This window comes from Phyllobacterium phragmitis, assembly GCF_002980495.1.
GTDB lineage: Bacteria > Pseudomonadota > Alphaproteobacteria > Rhizobiales > Rhizobiaceae > Paramesorhizobium > Paramesorhizobium phragmitis.
On sequence record NZ_PVBR01000008.1, the window covers coordinates 98,682 to 114,842 of the forward strand.

The following is a 16,161-nucleotide window of genomic DNA, read 5'->3' on the forward strand; positions in this document are numbered from 1 at the left end:
GACCTGTGGGCGAGCCATGACATCCGTGAACGCTGCCGCATCCGGAACTTTCAAAATCGGCGGGGAACAACCCGTCACCCGCTTGGGCTTCGGCGCCATGCGCATCACGGGGCCGGGCATCTGGGGAGAGCCCGAAGACCGCGCGGAAGCCCTGCGTACGCTCAAGGCTCTGCCGGAGTTCGGCGTCAATTTTATCGATACCGCGGATTCCTACGGCCCCGAGATCTCGGAGCGCCTGATCCGTGAGGCGCTCCATCCCTACGGCGGTCTCTTCATCGCAACCAAGGGCGGGCTGATGCGACCGGGACCGAACAATTGGGTTTCGAACGGACAGCCCGAATATCTGATCGCACAGGCGCACAAGAGCCGGGACATTCTCGATGTCGCGAGCATCGACTTGTGGCAGTTGCATCGTATCGACCCGAACGTGCCACGCGACGAGCAGTTCGCGGCCGTGAGGCAGCTGATCGACACCGGCGTGATCCGCTTTGCCGGGTTGAGCGAGGTATCGGTCGAGGAGGTCAAGGCGGCACAGGCAGTGTTTCCTGTCGCGACGGTGCAAAACCGCTATAACCTCGCCGACCGCGGCAGCGAGGACGTGCTTGTCTACTGCGAGGCTCAGGGCATCGGCTTTATTCCCTGGTATCCGTTGGCGGCAGGCAGCCTTGCCCGCCCGGGTGGTCCGGTGGAGGCCATTGCGCCCCGCTATGGCGCAACGCCGGGCCAGATCGCGCTTGCCTGGGTGCTGAAGCGCAGCCCCGTCATGCTGCCGATCCCGGGCACGTCGAAGCATGCGCACTTGGAGGAGAACATCGCCGCCGCCGAGATCAAGCTCAGCGATGAGGACCTTGCAGCGCTCGATGATGGTACGTGAAGTGTCGATGACGACCTGTCTCTGCAAAACGCTCTTGTCAGGCTGATCCGTTCGCTTGGCTATAGCGCGGTTCGCGTCCGCCGAAGAGTTCCTCGAATCAGGCGTCATATCGGACTCTTCTTGCGTTATTACGGATATCCAAATACCGGGTATGAGTGGCATCGCTTTAAAGCGTACCATGGACGAGCGTGGATGCTGCATACCCGTCGTCATGATCCCGGCGCGTGCCGAGCTGGGCCTCGAAGAGAAAGCTCTTGCAAGCGGTGCTCTGTGCTTCCTCAGGAAGCCGATCGACGCGAAGGCTCTCGCTGAATGCATTTGAGCGCTTAAGCCAAATTGACCCAATCCTGGATAGAAGGTCCGACCCCATGGAGGTTGCGGTTCAGTCGGTAGGGAAGCTCGTCAACAAGGACGAATATTTGGCCGGGCGGGACGGGAAATTGCGAGACAAAGGGCGCAAGATCACACCTCCTCCGTCAAACTTTGATCTTTCCGTTGGTAGGTGCTTTTCGGTTGGCACTTCGCCACGGCCGACGGGACGGCAACAAGGCTTAACACGCTTTCACAGACCTAAACTCGATTAGCTCAATCAGGTAACGCAACGTGCATCAGCATTGCCGAAAAAGGGAGGCAACTGACGATGTACGTGTCTTATCAAGCCCGAGCGCTTCTCGAAAGCGCGGAGGCCAAAGCGCGAGAGTTGGAGGTGCCGGTCGTGCATCCCGATGATGCTGCCATAGCGCGGCAGGTCATCGAGCAAGCGGCAAACGACGGGCAAGGTTTTGATTTGGTGCATCGTCTGGTGATGCCCGACGGTTCCGTCAAATACGTTCATGCTGTCGCCCATGCCGCGCCAAACGGATCAAACGGCCGCCAATATTTCGGTGCGGTCTCGGACATCACCGAAAGCAAGGAGGCGGAAGAGCGGGCCCGCCAGGCGGAAGCGGAGTTGCGCGCGGCTATCGACACCATTCCGGTCAATGTCTGGACTGCTACGTCCAGCGGCGAGCATGCCTTTTACAATCAACGTCTGCTGTCCTACAGCGGGTTTACTCCCGAAAGTGCCCCAAGCTCGGGGCGGGTGCTCCATCCGGAGGATGCGCCGCGACACGCCGAGGCTTGGGAAATGGCCGTAGAAGCTGGCACCTCCTTCGAATGCGAAGTCCGTCTGCGGGGTTCCAATGGGCAATATCGCTGGTTTCTGGCGCGAGCCGAACCGGTGCGAGATGAGCACGGCAACGTTACCAAATGGTACGGAACGGACGTCGATATCGATGATCTGAAGCGAGCCGAGCAAGCCTTGGTGGCGAGCGAGCAGCGGCTTCGAAGACTTGTCGATACGGTGCCGTCGCTCATCTGGTGCACGACCGCCGAAGGAGAGCCGACCTACATAAACAAGCGGCTGGCGGCCTACAGTGGTTTGGCGATCGAGGACCTTGACTCTCCGGACTGCACGCGCCTTTCGCGGGCCATTGAAACCACCATCCACCCCGACGACATGCTTGCCCTGAGAGAGAGCCTGATGCATTCCTTCCGCACGGGTGAGACATTCGCAATGAAGTACCGCCGCCGCCGAGCCGATGGTGTGTACCGCTGGGTTGAAGGTCGCGCGGATCCGTTGCGCGACGAGGATGGCCGCATTCTCGAATGGTATGGCGTGACGGTGGATATCGACGACGAAATCCGGGCACAGGAGGCTCTTCGCGAGGCGCAAGATCGGCTCGCGCGCGCTTCGCAGGCTGCAAGCCTTGCAGAGCTTTCCGCCTCGATCGCCCATGAAGTCACCCAGCCGCTTGCCGCCATCGCCGCCAACGGCGAGGCCGGCTTGCGCTGGCTCGGCCGCCCCGAGCCGGATATCAGCGAACTGCGCGAGGTGACCGAAAGCATCGTCGCGGACGCCCGACGCGCAGTCGATATTGTTGCGCGCATTCGTGCTATGGCCGCCAGGCAGGCGCCCCAACAAACGCTGCTTTCACTCGACGATGTCATACGCGAGGCGTTGCAGTTCCTCCACCACGAAGTTCAGTCGCGGGCAGTCACCGTCTCGCATCAACCGGCGCCAATCGCGCCGCGGGTGCTCGCTGACCGAATCCAGCTCCAGCAGGTGATCATCAATCTCACCCTCAATTCGATGCAGGCAATATCCCAAGCGGGAGGTGCTGCGCACCGAATTACCATTCGGACCATCGCGCCTGATCCTGCCACGGTGTGTTGCACACTCGAGGACAGCGGACCTGGCATCGAGCCTGAGCACCTCGGTCGGCTCTTCCAGAGCTTCTTCACGACCAAGGAGGGGGGTATGGGCATGGGCCTGCCCATCTGCCGATCCATCATCGAGACTCACGGCGGACACCTCACTGCCGACAACAACAGCTCCGATGGCGGCGCCCGCTTCTCCTTTACGCTTCCGGCGGCCTCCAATTCGCACTGAAAGGACGCAGCGACAAGTTCACTGCTACGATTCTGCTATCAGTAGCAAGTTCGCAGTGACCAAGAAAGTTGAGGTCTGCCGCCACAGTGGCGTGCCATCTTGGCTGCTTCTCCTATCGTCGCTGAGTCCAAAGACGGTGCTGATTTAACGCCTGCGCTCTCGCAGAAAGTCGACCAGCGCCTTTAGGGCCGGCCGCATCTGCCGGCGGCTCGGATAGTATAGGAAGAACCCGTCCACCGGCGGCGGCGCCCATTCGTCGAGGACCGTCACAAGCCGACCCGCAGCAAGTTCGGGAGCGACCATTTCTCGCGTTGCCTGGAAGAGCCCCATGCCCTCAACCGCTGCCCGTACCTGCATTGTTGCCGTGTTGACGGTGAGGCGACCGTCTACATGGGCCTCGACCGGCCGGCCTTTCGCATGGAAACGCCAAGGAATTGTTGCCCCGTTTGGCAGGCGAACACTGAAGCAATTGTGCTCTGCCAGTTCCTGCGGTGTCCTTGGTTCGCCATGTTCGGCCAGATAGCGCGGCGAAGCGACAACCACGCCCGGAATTTCATTGCTGATACGCACGGCGATCATATCGCGTTCAAGCCGCTGGCCCGCCCGGATTCCGGCATCGAAGCGGCCGGCAACAATGTCGACCAGCCCGCTGTCGACGGAAATATCGAGACTGATCTCAGGGTAAAGCGCGAGAAATGACGAAACCGCCGGCTCAAGGGCAGAGTCCGCGGCCGGCGGGGCCACCGTCAGCCGCAGGAGGCCCGCGGGCTTGTCACGGAACTCGTTCGTGGATTCCAGCGCGGCCCGGTAGTCGTCGAGTACAGGCCGCAGCCGCTGAAGCAGGTGCTCGCCGGCAATCGTAGGACTTACCGACCGTGTGGTGCGCTCGACAAGCCGCACGCCTAAGCGCTCTTCCAGATTGCGCACCAACTCGCTGACCCGCGGCAGTGAGAGGCCGAGCTGTTTCGCCGCCCTTGTAAAGCTCTTCTGCTCCAGGACGGTGACGAAGGCATTTGCCTCCGCGAAACCAGGCGCGGTCATGAGGCTCACTCTTCGGCACTCCAATATAGTCTATTCTGGTTATTCGACATTATCCGTTTGGCGCCGCGTGTCCATATTCCCGGTCAGAGAGGACTCGAACAATCGAATGGATCCTCTCAGATCAAAAGGAAAAGACCAATGCGCAAGTTCATTCTCCTCACTTCTACTCTCGCCATACTCGGGCTCTGCCTTGGAAGCACTTACGCGCAGAACAACAGCCGCAGCAACGCACAGAGCCACGCCGGATATAATGCTTCGGACGACTTCGGATTCAGCGAACAGAACGACCTTCCATCCCACGGCAGGCAGCAGTTCGGTCGCTCCGACGTCGGGGTTATTACGGACAGGGACAGGATGCATACCGGTTACCCCGCTCTAGAGCAGCCCGGTGACACGAAGCGGGTCTACAGGGGTTGGATCTATAGGGGTTACAATGCTTCGGACGACTTCGGCCCCAGCTAAGGAAAGGAAACTGAACTGCACCCCAGGCAGGCGTCGGAGCACCACTATGAAAATCCTACATGTCGATACGAGCATCACCGGGCCGGCTTCGGTGAGCCGAAAGCTGTCCGCCGAGATCGTCGAGGCTGCGCTGCGGCGACATCCTGATGCCGAGCTGACGGTTCGCGATCTTGCCGCCCAACAGATCGATCATCTGTCAAGCGCACACCTTGCCGCCGCGCAGGGCACGGCGCCGGAAAACGCGCAGGTTCGTGAGGACATCGCGGCGGGCCGGTCCGCTTTGGAAGAATTCCTTGCCGCGGACCTCATCATACTGGGAGCGCCAATGTACAATTTTGGCATTCCCAGCCAACTCAAGGCGTGGATCGACCGCCTCGCGGTTCCCGGTGCAACCTTCCGTTACACCGAGAGCGGCCCCGAGGGCCTTGTCGGCAACAAGAAGCTGATTATCGCCTCGTCGCGCGGCGGCTTCTACGGGCCGGGTTCGCCGGCGGAAGCGCTCGATCATCAGGAGAGCTATCTCCGAGCGATCTTTGGGTTCTTCGGCATCACGGATGTGACGGTCGTGCGGGCCGAGGGTGTCGCCATCAGCGAACAGGCTCGTGCAACCGCAATCGACAGCGCACGCGGTGAGATCGCAGCCATCGCATCATAGCTGCCCATGGTATAAGTGAGCGCCACCTGGTGGGATTGCGGCTGTTCCAGCCGTCTTCTCCCAGGCGGAGTTCTGTGCTGTCGTTTGTTCGGTGAAAGGCGGGAGCGGTGGCGTGCCATTGTTCAATTCCTTTCAGGGACTGCGGATGCGCTCATCCTGACCACATAAGGCAGAGAGCCAAAGAGCCTCGGAAGTGTGACGAGGCTCTTTGGAAACTTAGTCAGGAGCTATTGCTCTGGGGCCGGCTTACCAAATGGTTGTTACCGTTTCCCAGTCGAGCTGGACACGATAGGCCTTACAAGCTGCCCCTCTTCGGCCTTGTAATAATATTGGCTTGCCACTAGCCACCCCTTGAGCGGCCTTAGCGGGGGGATGCAGGTAATGAGCATGAATGGCATTGTCGTAAAGAGATGCACCCAGAAAGGCGCCTGGTAGGCGACCTCCAGCCAGACGGCGAAAGCCACGCTGGGCACACAGGCGAAGCAGATGACAAAGAATGCGGGGCCATCTGCCGGGTCGGCAAAGGAATAGTCCAGTCCACAGACCTCACATTCCTTTCGCAGCTTAAGGAAACCATCAAACAGATGTCCCTCGCCGCAGCGCGGGCAGCGCCCGCGTATGCCCGTCTTCATCGGTGGGAGCGGCGGCCATTGGCGGTCGGCGGAAGCGGTCTTGTTGGACATGATCGTTCCTTTCGCGTTTGGGAACAGATGCGAAGGGCCAATCCGCCCATACATCTGACCGCTATATAAGGATTGTATGCATCGATGTAAGATCATTGTATGGAATATGTGCATTTGTCGCGCCAGACATCAAGACTCGGGCGAGCTGGAGAATGCGGTGTATAAGGAGCTTAATCTTGTCCGGTTGCATCGTCAGGATATCTCTTCGTATGGGAAAATAGCATGCAAGGAGTACCAATGTTCTCGTGGAAGCCCTGGACCGTCGAGGATTCCCGGCTCAAATATCTTGGCCTCGTGGAGGCGCTCGAAGCCGACCTTCGCCAAGGCCTGGTGAAGCCGGGCGACCGTCTGCCTCCGCAGCGCGCCATTGCCGAGGCGCTGGGCATCGACGTCACGACGGTGACGCGCGCCTTCAACGAGGCGCGGCGGCGTGGGCTGGTGGAAGCCAATGCCGGGCGTGGCAGCTTCGTGCGCGCGGCGCCCGAGATAGCGGCGGCTTCCGCCGACCGTCCGGTGGATCTCAGCATGAACATTCCGCCGCAACCTGCGGGCGCGGCCCTCCAGCGCCGCATTCCCGAGGCCATCGCAGGCATCCTTTCTGCGCCGCAGGGCATGTTGCGGCTTCACTACCAGCAAAGCGAAGGCAGCGCGCCGGACCGCGCCGCAGGCGCGGCCTGGCTTGCGGAACGGCTCGGCTCGCTTGCGCCTGACCGCGTCATCGTCGCTGGCGGCGCGCAGAGTGCGCTCTTTGCCATCTGCTCGGCGCTGCTTAAGCCAGGCGAGGCTCTGGCCGCCGGACGACTGACCTATCCCGGTTTCAAGGCAGTTGCCGCACAATTGAATCTGCCGCTCGTCGGTCTGGCCATAGATGAGAATGGCATTGTGCCGGAGGATTTTGAGCGTGTTTGCCATGAGCGCAGTCCGCGGGCTCTCTATGTCATTCCGGCCATCGACAATCCAACGACGGCGACGCTTCCCGAGGGGCGGCGGCGCGAAATCGCGGAAATCGCGCGCCGCCATTCCGTCGCAATTATCGAGGACGACCCCTATTCCTGCCTTCGAGAGCAAGTCGTACCGACCTTCGCCGAGATCGCTGGGGATATCACCTGGCACATCGCCACGCTCTCCAAATGCCTGACGCCGGCGCTGCGCATCGCCTATACGGTTGCGCCCGATGCCGGTGGGGCGATGAGGCTTGCGGGCATCCTGCGCGCGACGAGCCTGATGGCCCCGCCGCTGATGGCAGCACTCGCGGCGCGCTGGATTGCGGACGGGACAGCGCGTGAGGTCACCGATGCCGTGCGGCACGAAAGTGCGGAACGACAGAAGCTTGCCGCTACCGCGCTCGGCACGGCCACCTTCTTCGCCGATCCGAACGGCCATCATCTGTGGCTGAAGCTTCCCGACCATTGGCGCGCCGAGGAATTCGCCGCCGAGGCGGACCGTTCCGGTATCGCCATTGTCCCTTCCGGCGCGTTTTCGATCTCAGGCGATCCCGAGCGGGCGGTTCGCGTATCGCTCGGCGTAGCGCCTGATCGGGCCGCGCTCGAACGCGGATTGACGCTGCTGGCACGGTTGCTGGAGCGGCCATCCTACGCCGCTCGGGTCGTCGTCTGATCGGCCTGCTCTCTGGGGAGGGGAGGCGGCAATGAGCACGACAACCGGCAAGCCTTGCTACATCTGCGGGACCATCGACATGGTCAGCCATGTTCTGCCGGTCGAGCAGGGCTGGGTGGTGTAGGATTTCCAAAGCGCGAAGCGACCGGAGCAATCGGCTCGTGCTCGATCCAGCCTCAGCGCTCGCGGGAATAGCCGATCATTTCCCTCCAAGTGCGCGTCTGGAGCCAGCCCATTTGGACTATCTGGCGGTACGGGAATGTGAATTTGCGAAGCCACCCGCACGAGCGGATGGCTCTGGAAAACCAGAGTGTTAGCGCGCTAACACCTACCGACGTGACCGGCACATGCATGGGTGGTGGTTGGCGTACAGGGCGTCCGGTAGCCTTTCAACCGTACCAGCGCGGTCAGAAGCACCCTGACCCAACAGAGCCAACACGAAAGGAAATGCAATGCGCAAGTTCATCCTTCTCACGTCCACTTCTGCCTTGCTTGGGCTCGGCCTTTTCGGCGCCAATGCGCAGGGATACTCCGGCTACAACGCAGCGGACGACTTCGGCGTCAGCGAACAGAATGATCTGCCGCCTCGTCTCAGACAGTACTCCGGTGGCCCTGACATCGGAGCTATCACCTCCAGCACCGGCCAGAGCCGGATGACCGCACCCTATCATGTCCCAGCCCTGCCCAGTGGCATGGACCGGGCCTACAGAGGTTACAATGCTGCGGATGACTTCGGTCCCAGCGAACAGAACGATCTGCCATTTCGATTCAGGCGGTAGATCGCTGGTTCAGACATAGACGCCATGATAGCTCCGATGACCGTCGGTTCGGACGACGGGACCGTAGCCGATGGAGCAATCTTGAAACGAAATAGGCAGCCTCCACCGAGGCTGCCTATTGGCGTTCTTTGTCATAGAATCATTACGTTGCTGTCGCCGTGGTCCGATAAGCGGCGGGCCGATCACGAGATCATCCTGATCCGCGGAGATGATCTGTTTGATACGTTGGTATTAGTGCGCGAGCCGTGCGTACTATTCTCGATCGCCATGTCCTTCTTTAGCTTCTTTCCTGCGGGTTTTGCCGGAGAGGACAAAAAAGTCATGGCCACGATCATTTCGTCATCCGAAAACTTTTTCCCGGGGCTACGGTCCACCGCCGCTGTAGGCGAGATGGCATCTGTTTCCGCTCTCGCGCGACGTCGCAGCTTCCCGTCGCGGCACTAGCGCAGAACACAATACTCAGCGACAGCTCGAAAGGAGAGCTTCACATGAGCAGTGGATTCGTGAAGACCGAGGACGGCACCGATATCTTTTACAAGGATTGGGGGCCGAAGGACGCTCAGCCGATCATGTTCCATCATGGCTGGCCATTGTCGTCGGACGATTGGGACACGCAGATGCTGTTCTTCCTGGCGAATGGCTATCGCGTGGTCGCTCACGACCGACGTGGTCACGGCCGTTCCTCGCAGGTGGATACCGGCAACGATATGGATCACTATGCAGCTGATGCCTTCGCGGTCGTCGAGCACCTGGATTTGCGAAATGCCATCCATATCGGCCATTCGACCGGTGGCGGCGAAGTCGGGCGTTATGTCGCGAAGTTTGGCCAACCCAACGGCCGCGTCGCCAAGGCAGTGCTGGTCAGCGCGATTCCTCCGCTGATGCTCAAGACCGAGGCGAACCCCGGTGGCACCCCAATCGAGGTTTTCGACGGTTACCGCAAGGCGCTCGCGGGCAATAGGGCACAGTTTTACCTTGATGTGCCCTCGGGCCCGTTCTACGGCTTCAATCGCCCGGGGGCGAAGGTCTCGCAGGGCGCCATCCAGAACTGGTGGCGTCAGGGAATGATGGGCGGTGCTTTGGCACACTATGAAGGCATCAAGGTCTTCTCCGAGACGGATCAGACGGAAGATCTCAAGGCGATCACCGTGCCGACCCTCGTAATGCACGGCGATGACGACCAGGTCGTGCCATACCAGGACGCCGCTCTGCTTCAGGCCGAGTTAATCAAGAACAGCACGCTGAAAATTTATCCCGGTTTCCCCCATGGCATGCTTACGACGCACGCCGATACCGTCAATCCGGACCTGCTCACCTTTATCAAGAGCTGATGAAGATCGTCGCTTGGCAAATTGATCCTCACAATGGAGGCGTTGTGCCAAGATCAGGTGCCAAGCGATCGGCTCGGAATATCGCAGTTGTTGCTCGCGCGCATCAATGCTCATATCGCCACGATTGAATATCCTATCCTCGCAGGCGTGTTGCACGACACGCGGCTTATCGAGAAACTACAAGCTCTAATAGTTGCGGGTGCCAGACAGATGAAACCCACAAGGGAGTTGTAGAAAAATTCAAGAGCCACGGCGATCGCGAGGTGGAGAAATCGTCCAGCTAAAAAGCGCCTCGCGGGAGGGAAACGATTGGAACTGCGCCACCTTCGCTACATCCTGGCTAGCGCGCGCAACGGCAGTTTCAGCGCTGCCGGGCACGAACTCAATGTCCGGCAGCCGATCGTCAGCAAGCGCATCAAGGAGGTGGAGGACGAGCTTGGTGGCATTGCCTTGTTCGACCGTTCGACCTCAGGCGCGCGCCTCACGCCGACCGGAGAGGAATTCCTTGTCTCCGCGCGCCGCATTATCGAGGATGTCGAGCGGCTGACCGAACGCGCGAAAGCTAGTGCTGCCGGGAAGGTGGGACGCCTCCTCGTTGGCTTCTACAAATCGCTCTCGGCCGGAGCTTTCCGCGCCGCGCTGCACGATTTCCGGGAGCAATATCCCGATATCGAGGTGGAATTGGTTGAAGTTCCCTTCACCGAATTGATGGCCGGCCTGCAGTCTGACAGGATAGATCTTGCCGTCATCCTCGGTGACGCCGGCAAGTGCAAGGACTTTGCATCGGTCACGCTATGGGCCGAACGTCTCGTGGTCGCGTTGCCGGAATGTCATCCACTCGTCGACAGACCCCTCATCTACTGGCCGGAACTGAAGAGCGAGCGCTTCCTCATCAGCCACCACGATCCTGGCCCCGACATCCGCCACATACTGCTTCGCCATCTTGCAGCACCCTCGGACCACCCGGAGATTCTTGCGCGTCACCTTAGCCGCGAAAGCATTTTGAGCGAGGTAGCCGATCGCCAGGGCATTGCGCTGCAGTGCGAGTCCGCGATGGGGCTCACCAGCCTCGGCGTGGTGTTTCGGCCCGTCCATGATGGCCATGGAGCGACCCGCCTCGGCTACATTGCCTGCTGGAAGCCCGAAAACACTAACCCGGTTGTGAAGACCTTCGTTGATGCCATAAAGCCGCGCGGTTGATTCGGCTTAACCTTCACGGAGGTGGCTATCTACCGGCTCGGGCCGCCGAATACTGCCTGTATTTTTTCGATTGCCTACGACCGCGTACGTTACGCCGAAGAATAGTGTTGCGCGCGCGCAAATTGTGCCTTTCTTAATTGTCCCCGTTGCCATCCGATCGTTTCGTGGGTGGCCGGAAACGGGGGCGAGATGCCGGCACACCATCACCAGAATGAAAGACTATCGCGCGGCGCGCGCATGCTGCGCACGGCGCTCGGTCCCGCCATTGCGCGCTATCTCGAAGACCCTTCGATCGTTGAGGTGATGTTGAACCCTGACGGGCGGCTCTGGGTCGACCGGCTGAGAGAAGGGCTGATCGCCACGGACGACCTTCTGATCCCGGCCGATGGCGAGCGCATTGTCAGGTTGGTCGCGCATCATGTCGGCACCGAAGTCCATCCGGGCAGCCCTCGCGTCTCAGCCGAACTGCCGGAGACGGGCGAGCGCTTCGAAGGTCTCCTGCCTCCGGTCGTTGCGGCGCCCGCCTTTGCCATCCGCAAGCCTGCCGTCGCCGTCTTCACGCTCGCCGACTACGTCGCGTCCGGTATCATGACGGCAGCCCAGGCCGACGTGCTGCGCCTCGCCGTCGAGAAGCGGAAAAACATTCTCGTCGCCGGCGGCACTTCGACCGGCAAGACCACGCTGACGAATGCCCTGCTGGCGGAGGTGGCAAAGACCGCCGACCGCGTGGTGCTGATCGAGGACACCCGCGAGCTGCAATGCGCCGCGGCCAACCTCGTGGCGCTACGCACCAAGGACGGCGTGGCCTCGCTCTCCGAGTTGGTGAAGTCGTCCCTGCGCCTGCGCCCCGACCGCATCCCGGTCGGCGAGGTGCGCGGAGCGGAGGCCCTCGACCTGCTCAAGGCGTGGGGCACCGGCCATCCCGGCGGCATCGGCACGATCCATGCCAGCACCGCGATCGGCGCGATGCGTCGGCTGGAGCAGCTCGTGCAGGAGGCCGTGGTCACGGTCCCGCGCGCGCTGATCGCCGAGACGATTGACCTGATTGTAGTGCTCGCTGGCCGCGGCGCCGAACGCCGGCTGGCGGAGATCGCCCTTGTCGAGGGGCTCGATCCCGCGACCGGCGATTACCGCACCCTCAACGCGCAGCTCGTACCCGATCCGCAACGCCGTCCCGAAGGAGACGAACAATGACGCCTTCCATCCCCGCCCGAATCCGCAGCGGCTTGGTCCACGCGACCGCGCTCGCTGCCGCCACCGTGCTGACCGCGCTTCCCGCCCGTGCCGCCGGTTCCTCCATGCCGTGGGAGGAACCGCTTCAACAGATCCTAGAATCCATCGAAGGCCCTGTCGCCAAGATCGTCGCCGTCATCATCATCATTATCACCGGCCTGACGCTCGCCTTCGGCGACACGGCCGGCGGCTTTCGCAGGCTGATCCATATCGTGTTCGGATTGAGCATCGCTTTCGCGGCCAGCTCCTTCTTCCTGTCCTTCTTCTCCTTCGGTGGCGGAGCGCTCGTCTGATGATGGAAGAGGACGTTCGCGGCTTCTTCGCGCCGGTCCATCGCGCGCTGACCGAGCCGATCCTGCTCGGCGGCGCTCCACGCTCTGTCGCCATTCTCAACGGTACGCTTGCCGGTGCGGTTGGGCTCGGCCTGCGCCTTTGGATCGCCGGCCTCGCCATCTGGGTGATCGGCCATTTCGCGGCCGTGTGGGCGGCGAAGCGCGACGCCCAGTTTGTCGACGTGGTGCGACGGCACCTGCGCTATCCGGCCCATCTAGGCGTGTGAGGTCGCCATGCTCAATCTCTCTGAGTACCGCAAGCGTTCCGCCAGCCTCGCCGACTTCCTGCCCTGGGCAGCGCTCGTGGCACCGGGGGTGGTGCTCAACAAGGATGGCTCCTTCCAGCGCACCGCGCGCTTTCGCGGTCCCGATCTCGACAGCGCCACGCCGGCCGAACTGGTCGCCACGACCGCGCGCCTCAACAATGCGCTGCGCCGCCTCGGCTCGGGCTGGGCCATCTTCGTCGAAGCCCAGCGCAACCCCGCCACCGACTATCCCGCCAGCCTGTATCCCGACAGCGCGTCCGCGCTCCTCGACATCGAGCGCCGCGAGCAGTTCGAGGAATCCGGCCTTCTCTACGAGAGCAGCTATTTCCTTACTTTCGTCTGGTTGCCGCCGGCCGAGGAAGCCTCCCGTATAGAAAGTTGGCTCTACGAGGGCCGGGAACGAAGCGGCGTCGACCCCTGGGAACTGCTCAAAGGCTTCGTCGATCGTACAGATCGCGTCCTCAACCTTGTCGAAGGGTTCGTGCCGGAGGCCGAATGGCTCGATGATAGCGAGACCCTGACCTATCTGCACTCGACCATCTCGACGACCCGTCATCGCGTCCGCATGCCCGAGATGCCGATGCACCTCGATGCGCTGCTCGCCGACCAGCCGCTGACCGGCGGGCTGGAGCCACGACTGGGCGATCTCCATCTGCGTACACTGACCGTGATCGGATTCCCGACCACGACGTTCCCCGGAATCCTCGATGATCTCAACCGTCTCGCCTTCCTCTATCGCTGGTCGACACGCGCGATCATGCTCGACAAGCTGGAGGCTACCCGCCTGGTCACGAAGATACGGCGGCAGTGGTTCGCCAAGCGGAAGTCCGTCGCCGCCATCATCAAGGAGGTGATGACCAATGAGGCGTCGGTGCTGACGGACACCGACGCTGCCAACAAGGCCGCCGACGCCGACGCCGCCTTGCAGGATCTCGGCTCCGATCAGGTCGGCGAAGCATACGTCACAGCCACGGTGACGGTCTGGGACGCGGATCGCGCCATCGCTGACGAGAAGCTGAGGCTGGTCGAGAAGGTGATCCAGGCCAGAGACTTCACCTCGATCGTCGAGGGCGTCAACGCCATTGAAGCCTGGCTCGGCTCCATCCCCGGCCAGACTTACGCGAACGTCCGGCAGCCGCCGATCTCGACGCTCAACCTCGCCCATATGATCCCTCTTTCAGCGGTCTGGGCGGGGTCGGCCAAGGATGAGCACTTCGATGCGCCACCGCTCTTCTATGCCAAGACCGAAGGCGCGACGCCGTTCCGTTTCGCGCTTCATATCGGCGATGTGGGCCACACGGTCGTCATCGGCCCTACCGGCGCAGGCAAATCCGTATTGCTCGCGCTCATGGCGCTCCAGTTTCGCCGCTACGCGCATGCCCAAGTTTTCGTCTTCGATTTCGGCGGCTCGATTCGGGCGGCCACGCTGGCGATGGGCGGCGACTGGCAGGACCTGGGCGGCTCGCTGTCGGACGATGCCGTTTCCACCTCCGTCTCGCTCCAGCCGCTCGCCGGCATCCATCACACGCCCGAGCGCGCCTGGGCGGCCGACTGGCTGGTCGACATTCTCGTGCGCGAGGGCGTGACCATCACCCCGGAAGTGAAGGAGCATCTCTGGTCGGCGCTCACCTCACTCGCCTCGGCGCCGGTCGACGAGCGCACCATCACCGGCCTGACCGTTCTGCTGCAAGTTAACGCGCTCAAGCAGGCACTCAAACCATATTGCATCGGCGGCGCGCATGGTCGGCTGCTCGACGCCGAGACCGAACGGCTCGGCGAGGCGTCCGTCCAGGCCTTCGAGACCGAGGGGCTGATAGGCACCAAGGCCGCTCCCGCCGTGCTCTCCTATCTCTTCCACCGCATCGAGGCCCGCTTCGATGGGCGGCCGACGCTTCTCATTATCGACGAGGGCTGGCGTGCGCTCGATGACGGCGACTTCGCCGACAAGATTAAGGAATGGCTGAAGACGCTGCGCAAGAAGAACGTCTCCGTCGTCTTCTCCTCGCAGTCGCTCGCCGACATCGAAGCATCGCCGATCGCCCCTGTCATCGTCGAGAGCTGCCCGACACGCATCTTCCTCGCCAACGAACGCGCCCTCGAGCCGCAGATCGCTGCCGTCTATCGCCAGTTCGGCCTGAACGATCGCCAGATCGAGATCGTCGCGCGGGCAACGCCCAAGCGTGACTATTACTGCCAGTCGCGGCGCGGCAACCGCCTGTTCGAACTCGGCCTGGGCCACATCGCACTCATCCTGTGCGGAGCTTCCGACAAGGCGGCCCATGCCCTGATCGACGAGCTGCTCCGTGAGGGCGTACGCCCTCACTTCCTTGAAGCATGGCTGCGGGCCAATGGCCTTGGCTGGGCCGCCGACCTCATCCCCGACATTACAAACGTCATCGACCAGTCCGCGTCCGCGGATGCGCCGGACAGGTCCGTCGCAGCCGATGAATCCGTCACGGCGGAAGATCTTGATCCCACCCATCCGTCATCCGAACAGGAGGTTTGACCATGCCCCAACATTCCCGCCTTCATCACGCTCTTGCAGCCGGCACACTTTCCATCGGCATCGCGTTGGTCGCCACACCGGTCTCGGCGCTGATCGTGTTCGATCCGTCCAATTACGCGGAAAATGTTCTGACCGCGACACGCACGCTGGAACAGATCAACAACCAGATTACCTCGCTCGCCAACGAGGCGCAGATGCTTATCAATCAGGCGAAGAATCTGACCAGCCTGCCGACATCGATGCTGTCCCGGATCGAGGGCAATTTCTCGGAGATGAAGAGCCTGCTCGGCGAAGCCGAGCGCCTCGCTTACAGCGTACAGGACATCGAGAACCAGTTCTCCGCGACCTATCGCGACTTCGCCGCCGACAAGACCGGCGAGCAACTCGTCACCGCCGCCCGCGAGCGCTGGCGGCAGTCCGTCTCCGCCTTCGAGCACTCGCTGAAAGCCGGAGCCGTCGCGGTCGGCAATATCGAGGGCACGCAGGCACAGACTCGCAACCTGGTCGATGCCAGCCAGTCCGCTGCCGGAATCCTTCAGGCGACACAGGCCGGCAACCAGTTGCTCGCCGTACAGGCGAGCCAGATCGCCGATCTCACCGCCATGCTCGCGGCCCAGGGGCGGGCCGACGCGCTGGAGCAGTCGCGGCGCGCGGCCGCGCAGGAACAGGCCCGCGAGCAGTTCGGTCGCTTCATGGCCGGCCGAGACTACACCCCGTCCACCGTGCGCATGTTCAACGAGTGAGGGCACAC

Annotated in this window: 17 protein-coding genes; 15 read left to right on the plus strand and 2 right to left on the minus strand. The window is 62.0% G+C overall.

The genetic code is table 11. The features are described from left to right. Positions 1-16 precede the first annotated feature (16 nt). The 3 genes from C5748_RS12795 (at position 17) to C5748_RS12805 (ending at position 3,305) form a co-directional block, all read left to right on the plus strand. Positions 17-874 carry an aldo/keto reductase gene (locus C5748_RS12795; RefSeq protein ID WP_105742320.1) on the plus strand — a complete coding sequence of 286 codons (858 nt, stop codon included), beginning with the start codon at positions 17-19 and terminating at the stop codon, positions 872-874. Between the two features lie 55 nt (positions 875-929). Further along, the gene (locus tag C5748_RS29480) at positions 930-1,196 is read left to right on the plus strand and encodes a response regulator (protein ID WP_105742321.1); all 267 of its coding nucleotides are present in this window, start codon (positions 930-932) and stop codon (positions 1,194-1,196) included. A gap of 318 nt (positions 1,197-1,514) precedes the next feature. Then, entirely contained in the window at positions 1,515-3,305 is a 1,791-nt protein-coding gene (locus C5748_RS12805) for a PAS domain-containing sensor histidine kinase (protein WP_105742322.1), read from the plus strand. A 144-nt stretch (positions 3,306-3,449) separates the two neighbouring features. Here the strand turns inward: C5748_RS12805 and C5748_RS12810 are convergent, their stop codons facing one another. Next, positions 3,450-4,346 carry a LysR family transcriptional regulator gene (locus tag C5748_RS12810; RefSeq protein WP_105742323.1) on the minus strand — a complete coding sequence of 299 codons (897 nt, stop codon included), beginning with the start codon at positions 4,344-4,346 and terminating at the stop codon, positions 3,450-3,452. 138 nt (positions 4,347-4,484) lie between these two features. Between C5748_RS12810 and C5748_RS12815 the strand changes: the two genes are divergently transcribed. Next, positions 4,485-4,808, plus strand: a complete 324-nt coding sequence (locus C5748_RS12815; RefSeq protein ID WP_105742324.1) for a hypothetical protein — start codon at positions 4,485-4,487, stop codon at positions 4,806-4,808. 46 nt (positions 4,809-4,854) lie between these two features. Next, complete coding sequence (locus C5748_RS12820) at positions 4,855-5,463, plus strand: FMN-dependent NADH-azoreductase (RefSeq protein WP_105742325.1); 609 nt, start codon at positions 4,855-4,857, stop codon at positions 5,461-5,463. 260 nt (positions 5,464-5,723) lie between these two features. On the opposite strand, the gene C5748_RS12825 is transcribed toward C5748_RS12820, so the two are convergent. Continuing rightward, the gene (locus tag C5748_RS12825) at positions 5,724-6,146 is read right to left on the minus strand and encodes a DUF983 domain-containing protein (protein ID WP_105742326.1); all 423 of its coding nucleotides are present in this window, start codon (positions 6,144-6,146) and stop codon (positions 5,724-5,726) included. A 222-nt stretch (positions 6,147-6,368) separates the two neighbouring features. Between C5748_RS12825 and C5748_RS12830 the strand changes: the two genes are divergently transcribed. The 10 genes from C5748_RS12830 to trbJ all read left to right on the plus strand — a co-directional run bounded on the left by C5748_RS12830 (position 6,369) and on the right by trbJ (position 16,153). Then, positions 6,369-7,763 carry an aminotransferase-like domain-containing protein gene (locus C5748_RS12830; RefSeq protein ID WP_245429071.1) on the plus strand — a complete coding sequence of 465 codons (1,395 nt, stop codon included), beginning with the start codon at positions 6,369-6,371 and terminating at the stop codon, positions 7,761-7,763. A 452-nt stretch (positions 7,764-8,215) separates the two neighbouring features. Beyond that, positions 8,216-8,542: a hypothetical protein gene (locus tag C5748_RS12835; protein ID WP_105742328.1), complete on the plus strand. Its 327-nt coding sequence runs from the start codon at positions 8,216-8,218 to the stop codon at positions 8,540-8,542. Positions 8,543-8,578: 36 nt separating this feature from the next. After that, on the plus strand, positions 8,579-8,986 hold the full coding sequence (locus C5748_RS12840) for a hypothetical protein (RefSeq protein WP_105742329.1): 408 nt from the start codon (positions 8,579-8,581) through the stop codon (positions 8,984-8,986). Positions 8,987-9,030: 44 nt separating this feature from the next. Further along, complete coding sequence (locus C5748_RS12845; protein WP_105742330.1) at positions 9,031-9,873, plus strand: alpha/beta fold hydrolase; 843 nt, start codon at positions 9,031-9,033, stop codon at positions 9,871-9,873. 309 nt (positions 9,874-10,182) lie between these two features. Then, positions 10,183-11,073, plus strand: a complete 891-nt coding sequence (locus tag C5748_RS12855; RefSeq protein ID WP_105742332.1) for a LysR family transcriptional regulator — start codon at positions 10,183-10,185, stop codon at positions 11,071-11,073. A 189-nt stretch (positions 11,074-11,262) separates the two neighbouring features. After that, positions 11,263-12,267, plus strand: coding sequence for a P-type conjugative transfer ATPase TrbB (gene trbB / locus C5748_RS12860; protein WP_105742333.1), 1,005 nt, complete (start codon positions 11,263-11,265; stop codon positions 12,265-12,267). Next, positions 12,264-12,599, plus strand: a complete 336-nt coding sequence (locus C5748_RS12865) for a TrbC/VirB2 family type IV secretion system protein (protein WP_105742334.1) — start codon at positions 12,264-12,266, stop codon at positions 12,597-12,599. Before trbB ends, C5748_RS12865 begins: the two co-directional genes overlap by 4 nt. Positions 12,600-12,601: 2 nt before the next feature. Then, positions 12,602-12,865: a VirB3 family type IV secretion system protein gene (locus tag C5748_RS12870; protein ID WP_105742459.1), complete on the plus strand. Its 264-nt coding sequence runs from the start codon at positions 12,602-12,604 to the stop codon at positions 12,863-12,865. A 7-nt stretch (positions 12,866-12,872) separates the two neighbouring features. Continuing rightward, positions 12,873-15,410, plus strand: coding sequence for a conjugal transfer protein TrbE (gene trbE, locus C5748_RS12875; protein ID WP_105742335.1), 2,538 nt, complete (start codon positions 12,873-12,875; stop codon positions 15,408-15,410). A 2-nt stretch (positions 15,411-15,412) separates the two neighbouring features. After that, entirely contained in the window at positions 15,413-16,153 is a 741-nt protein-coding gene (gene trbJ / locus C5748_RS12880) for a P-type conjugative transfer protein TrbJ (RefSeq protein ID WP_105742336.1), read from the plus strand. Positions 16,154-16,161: the final 8 nt, after the last annotated feature.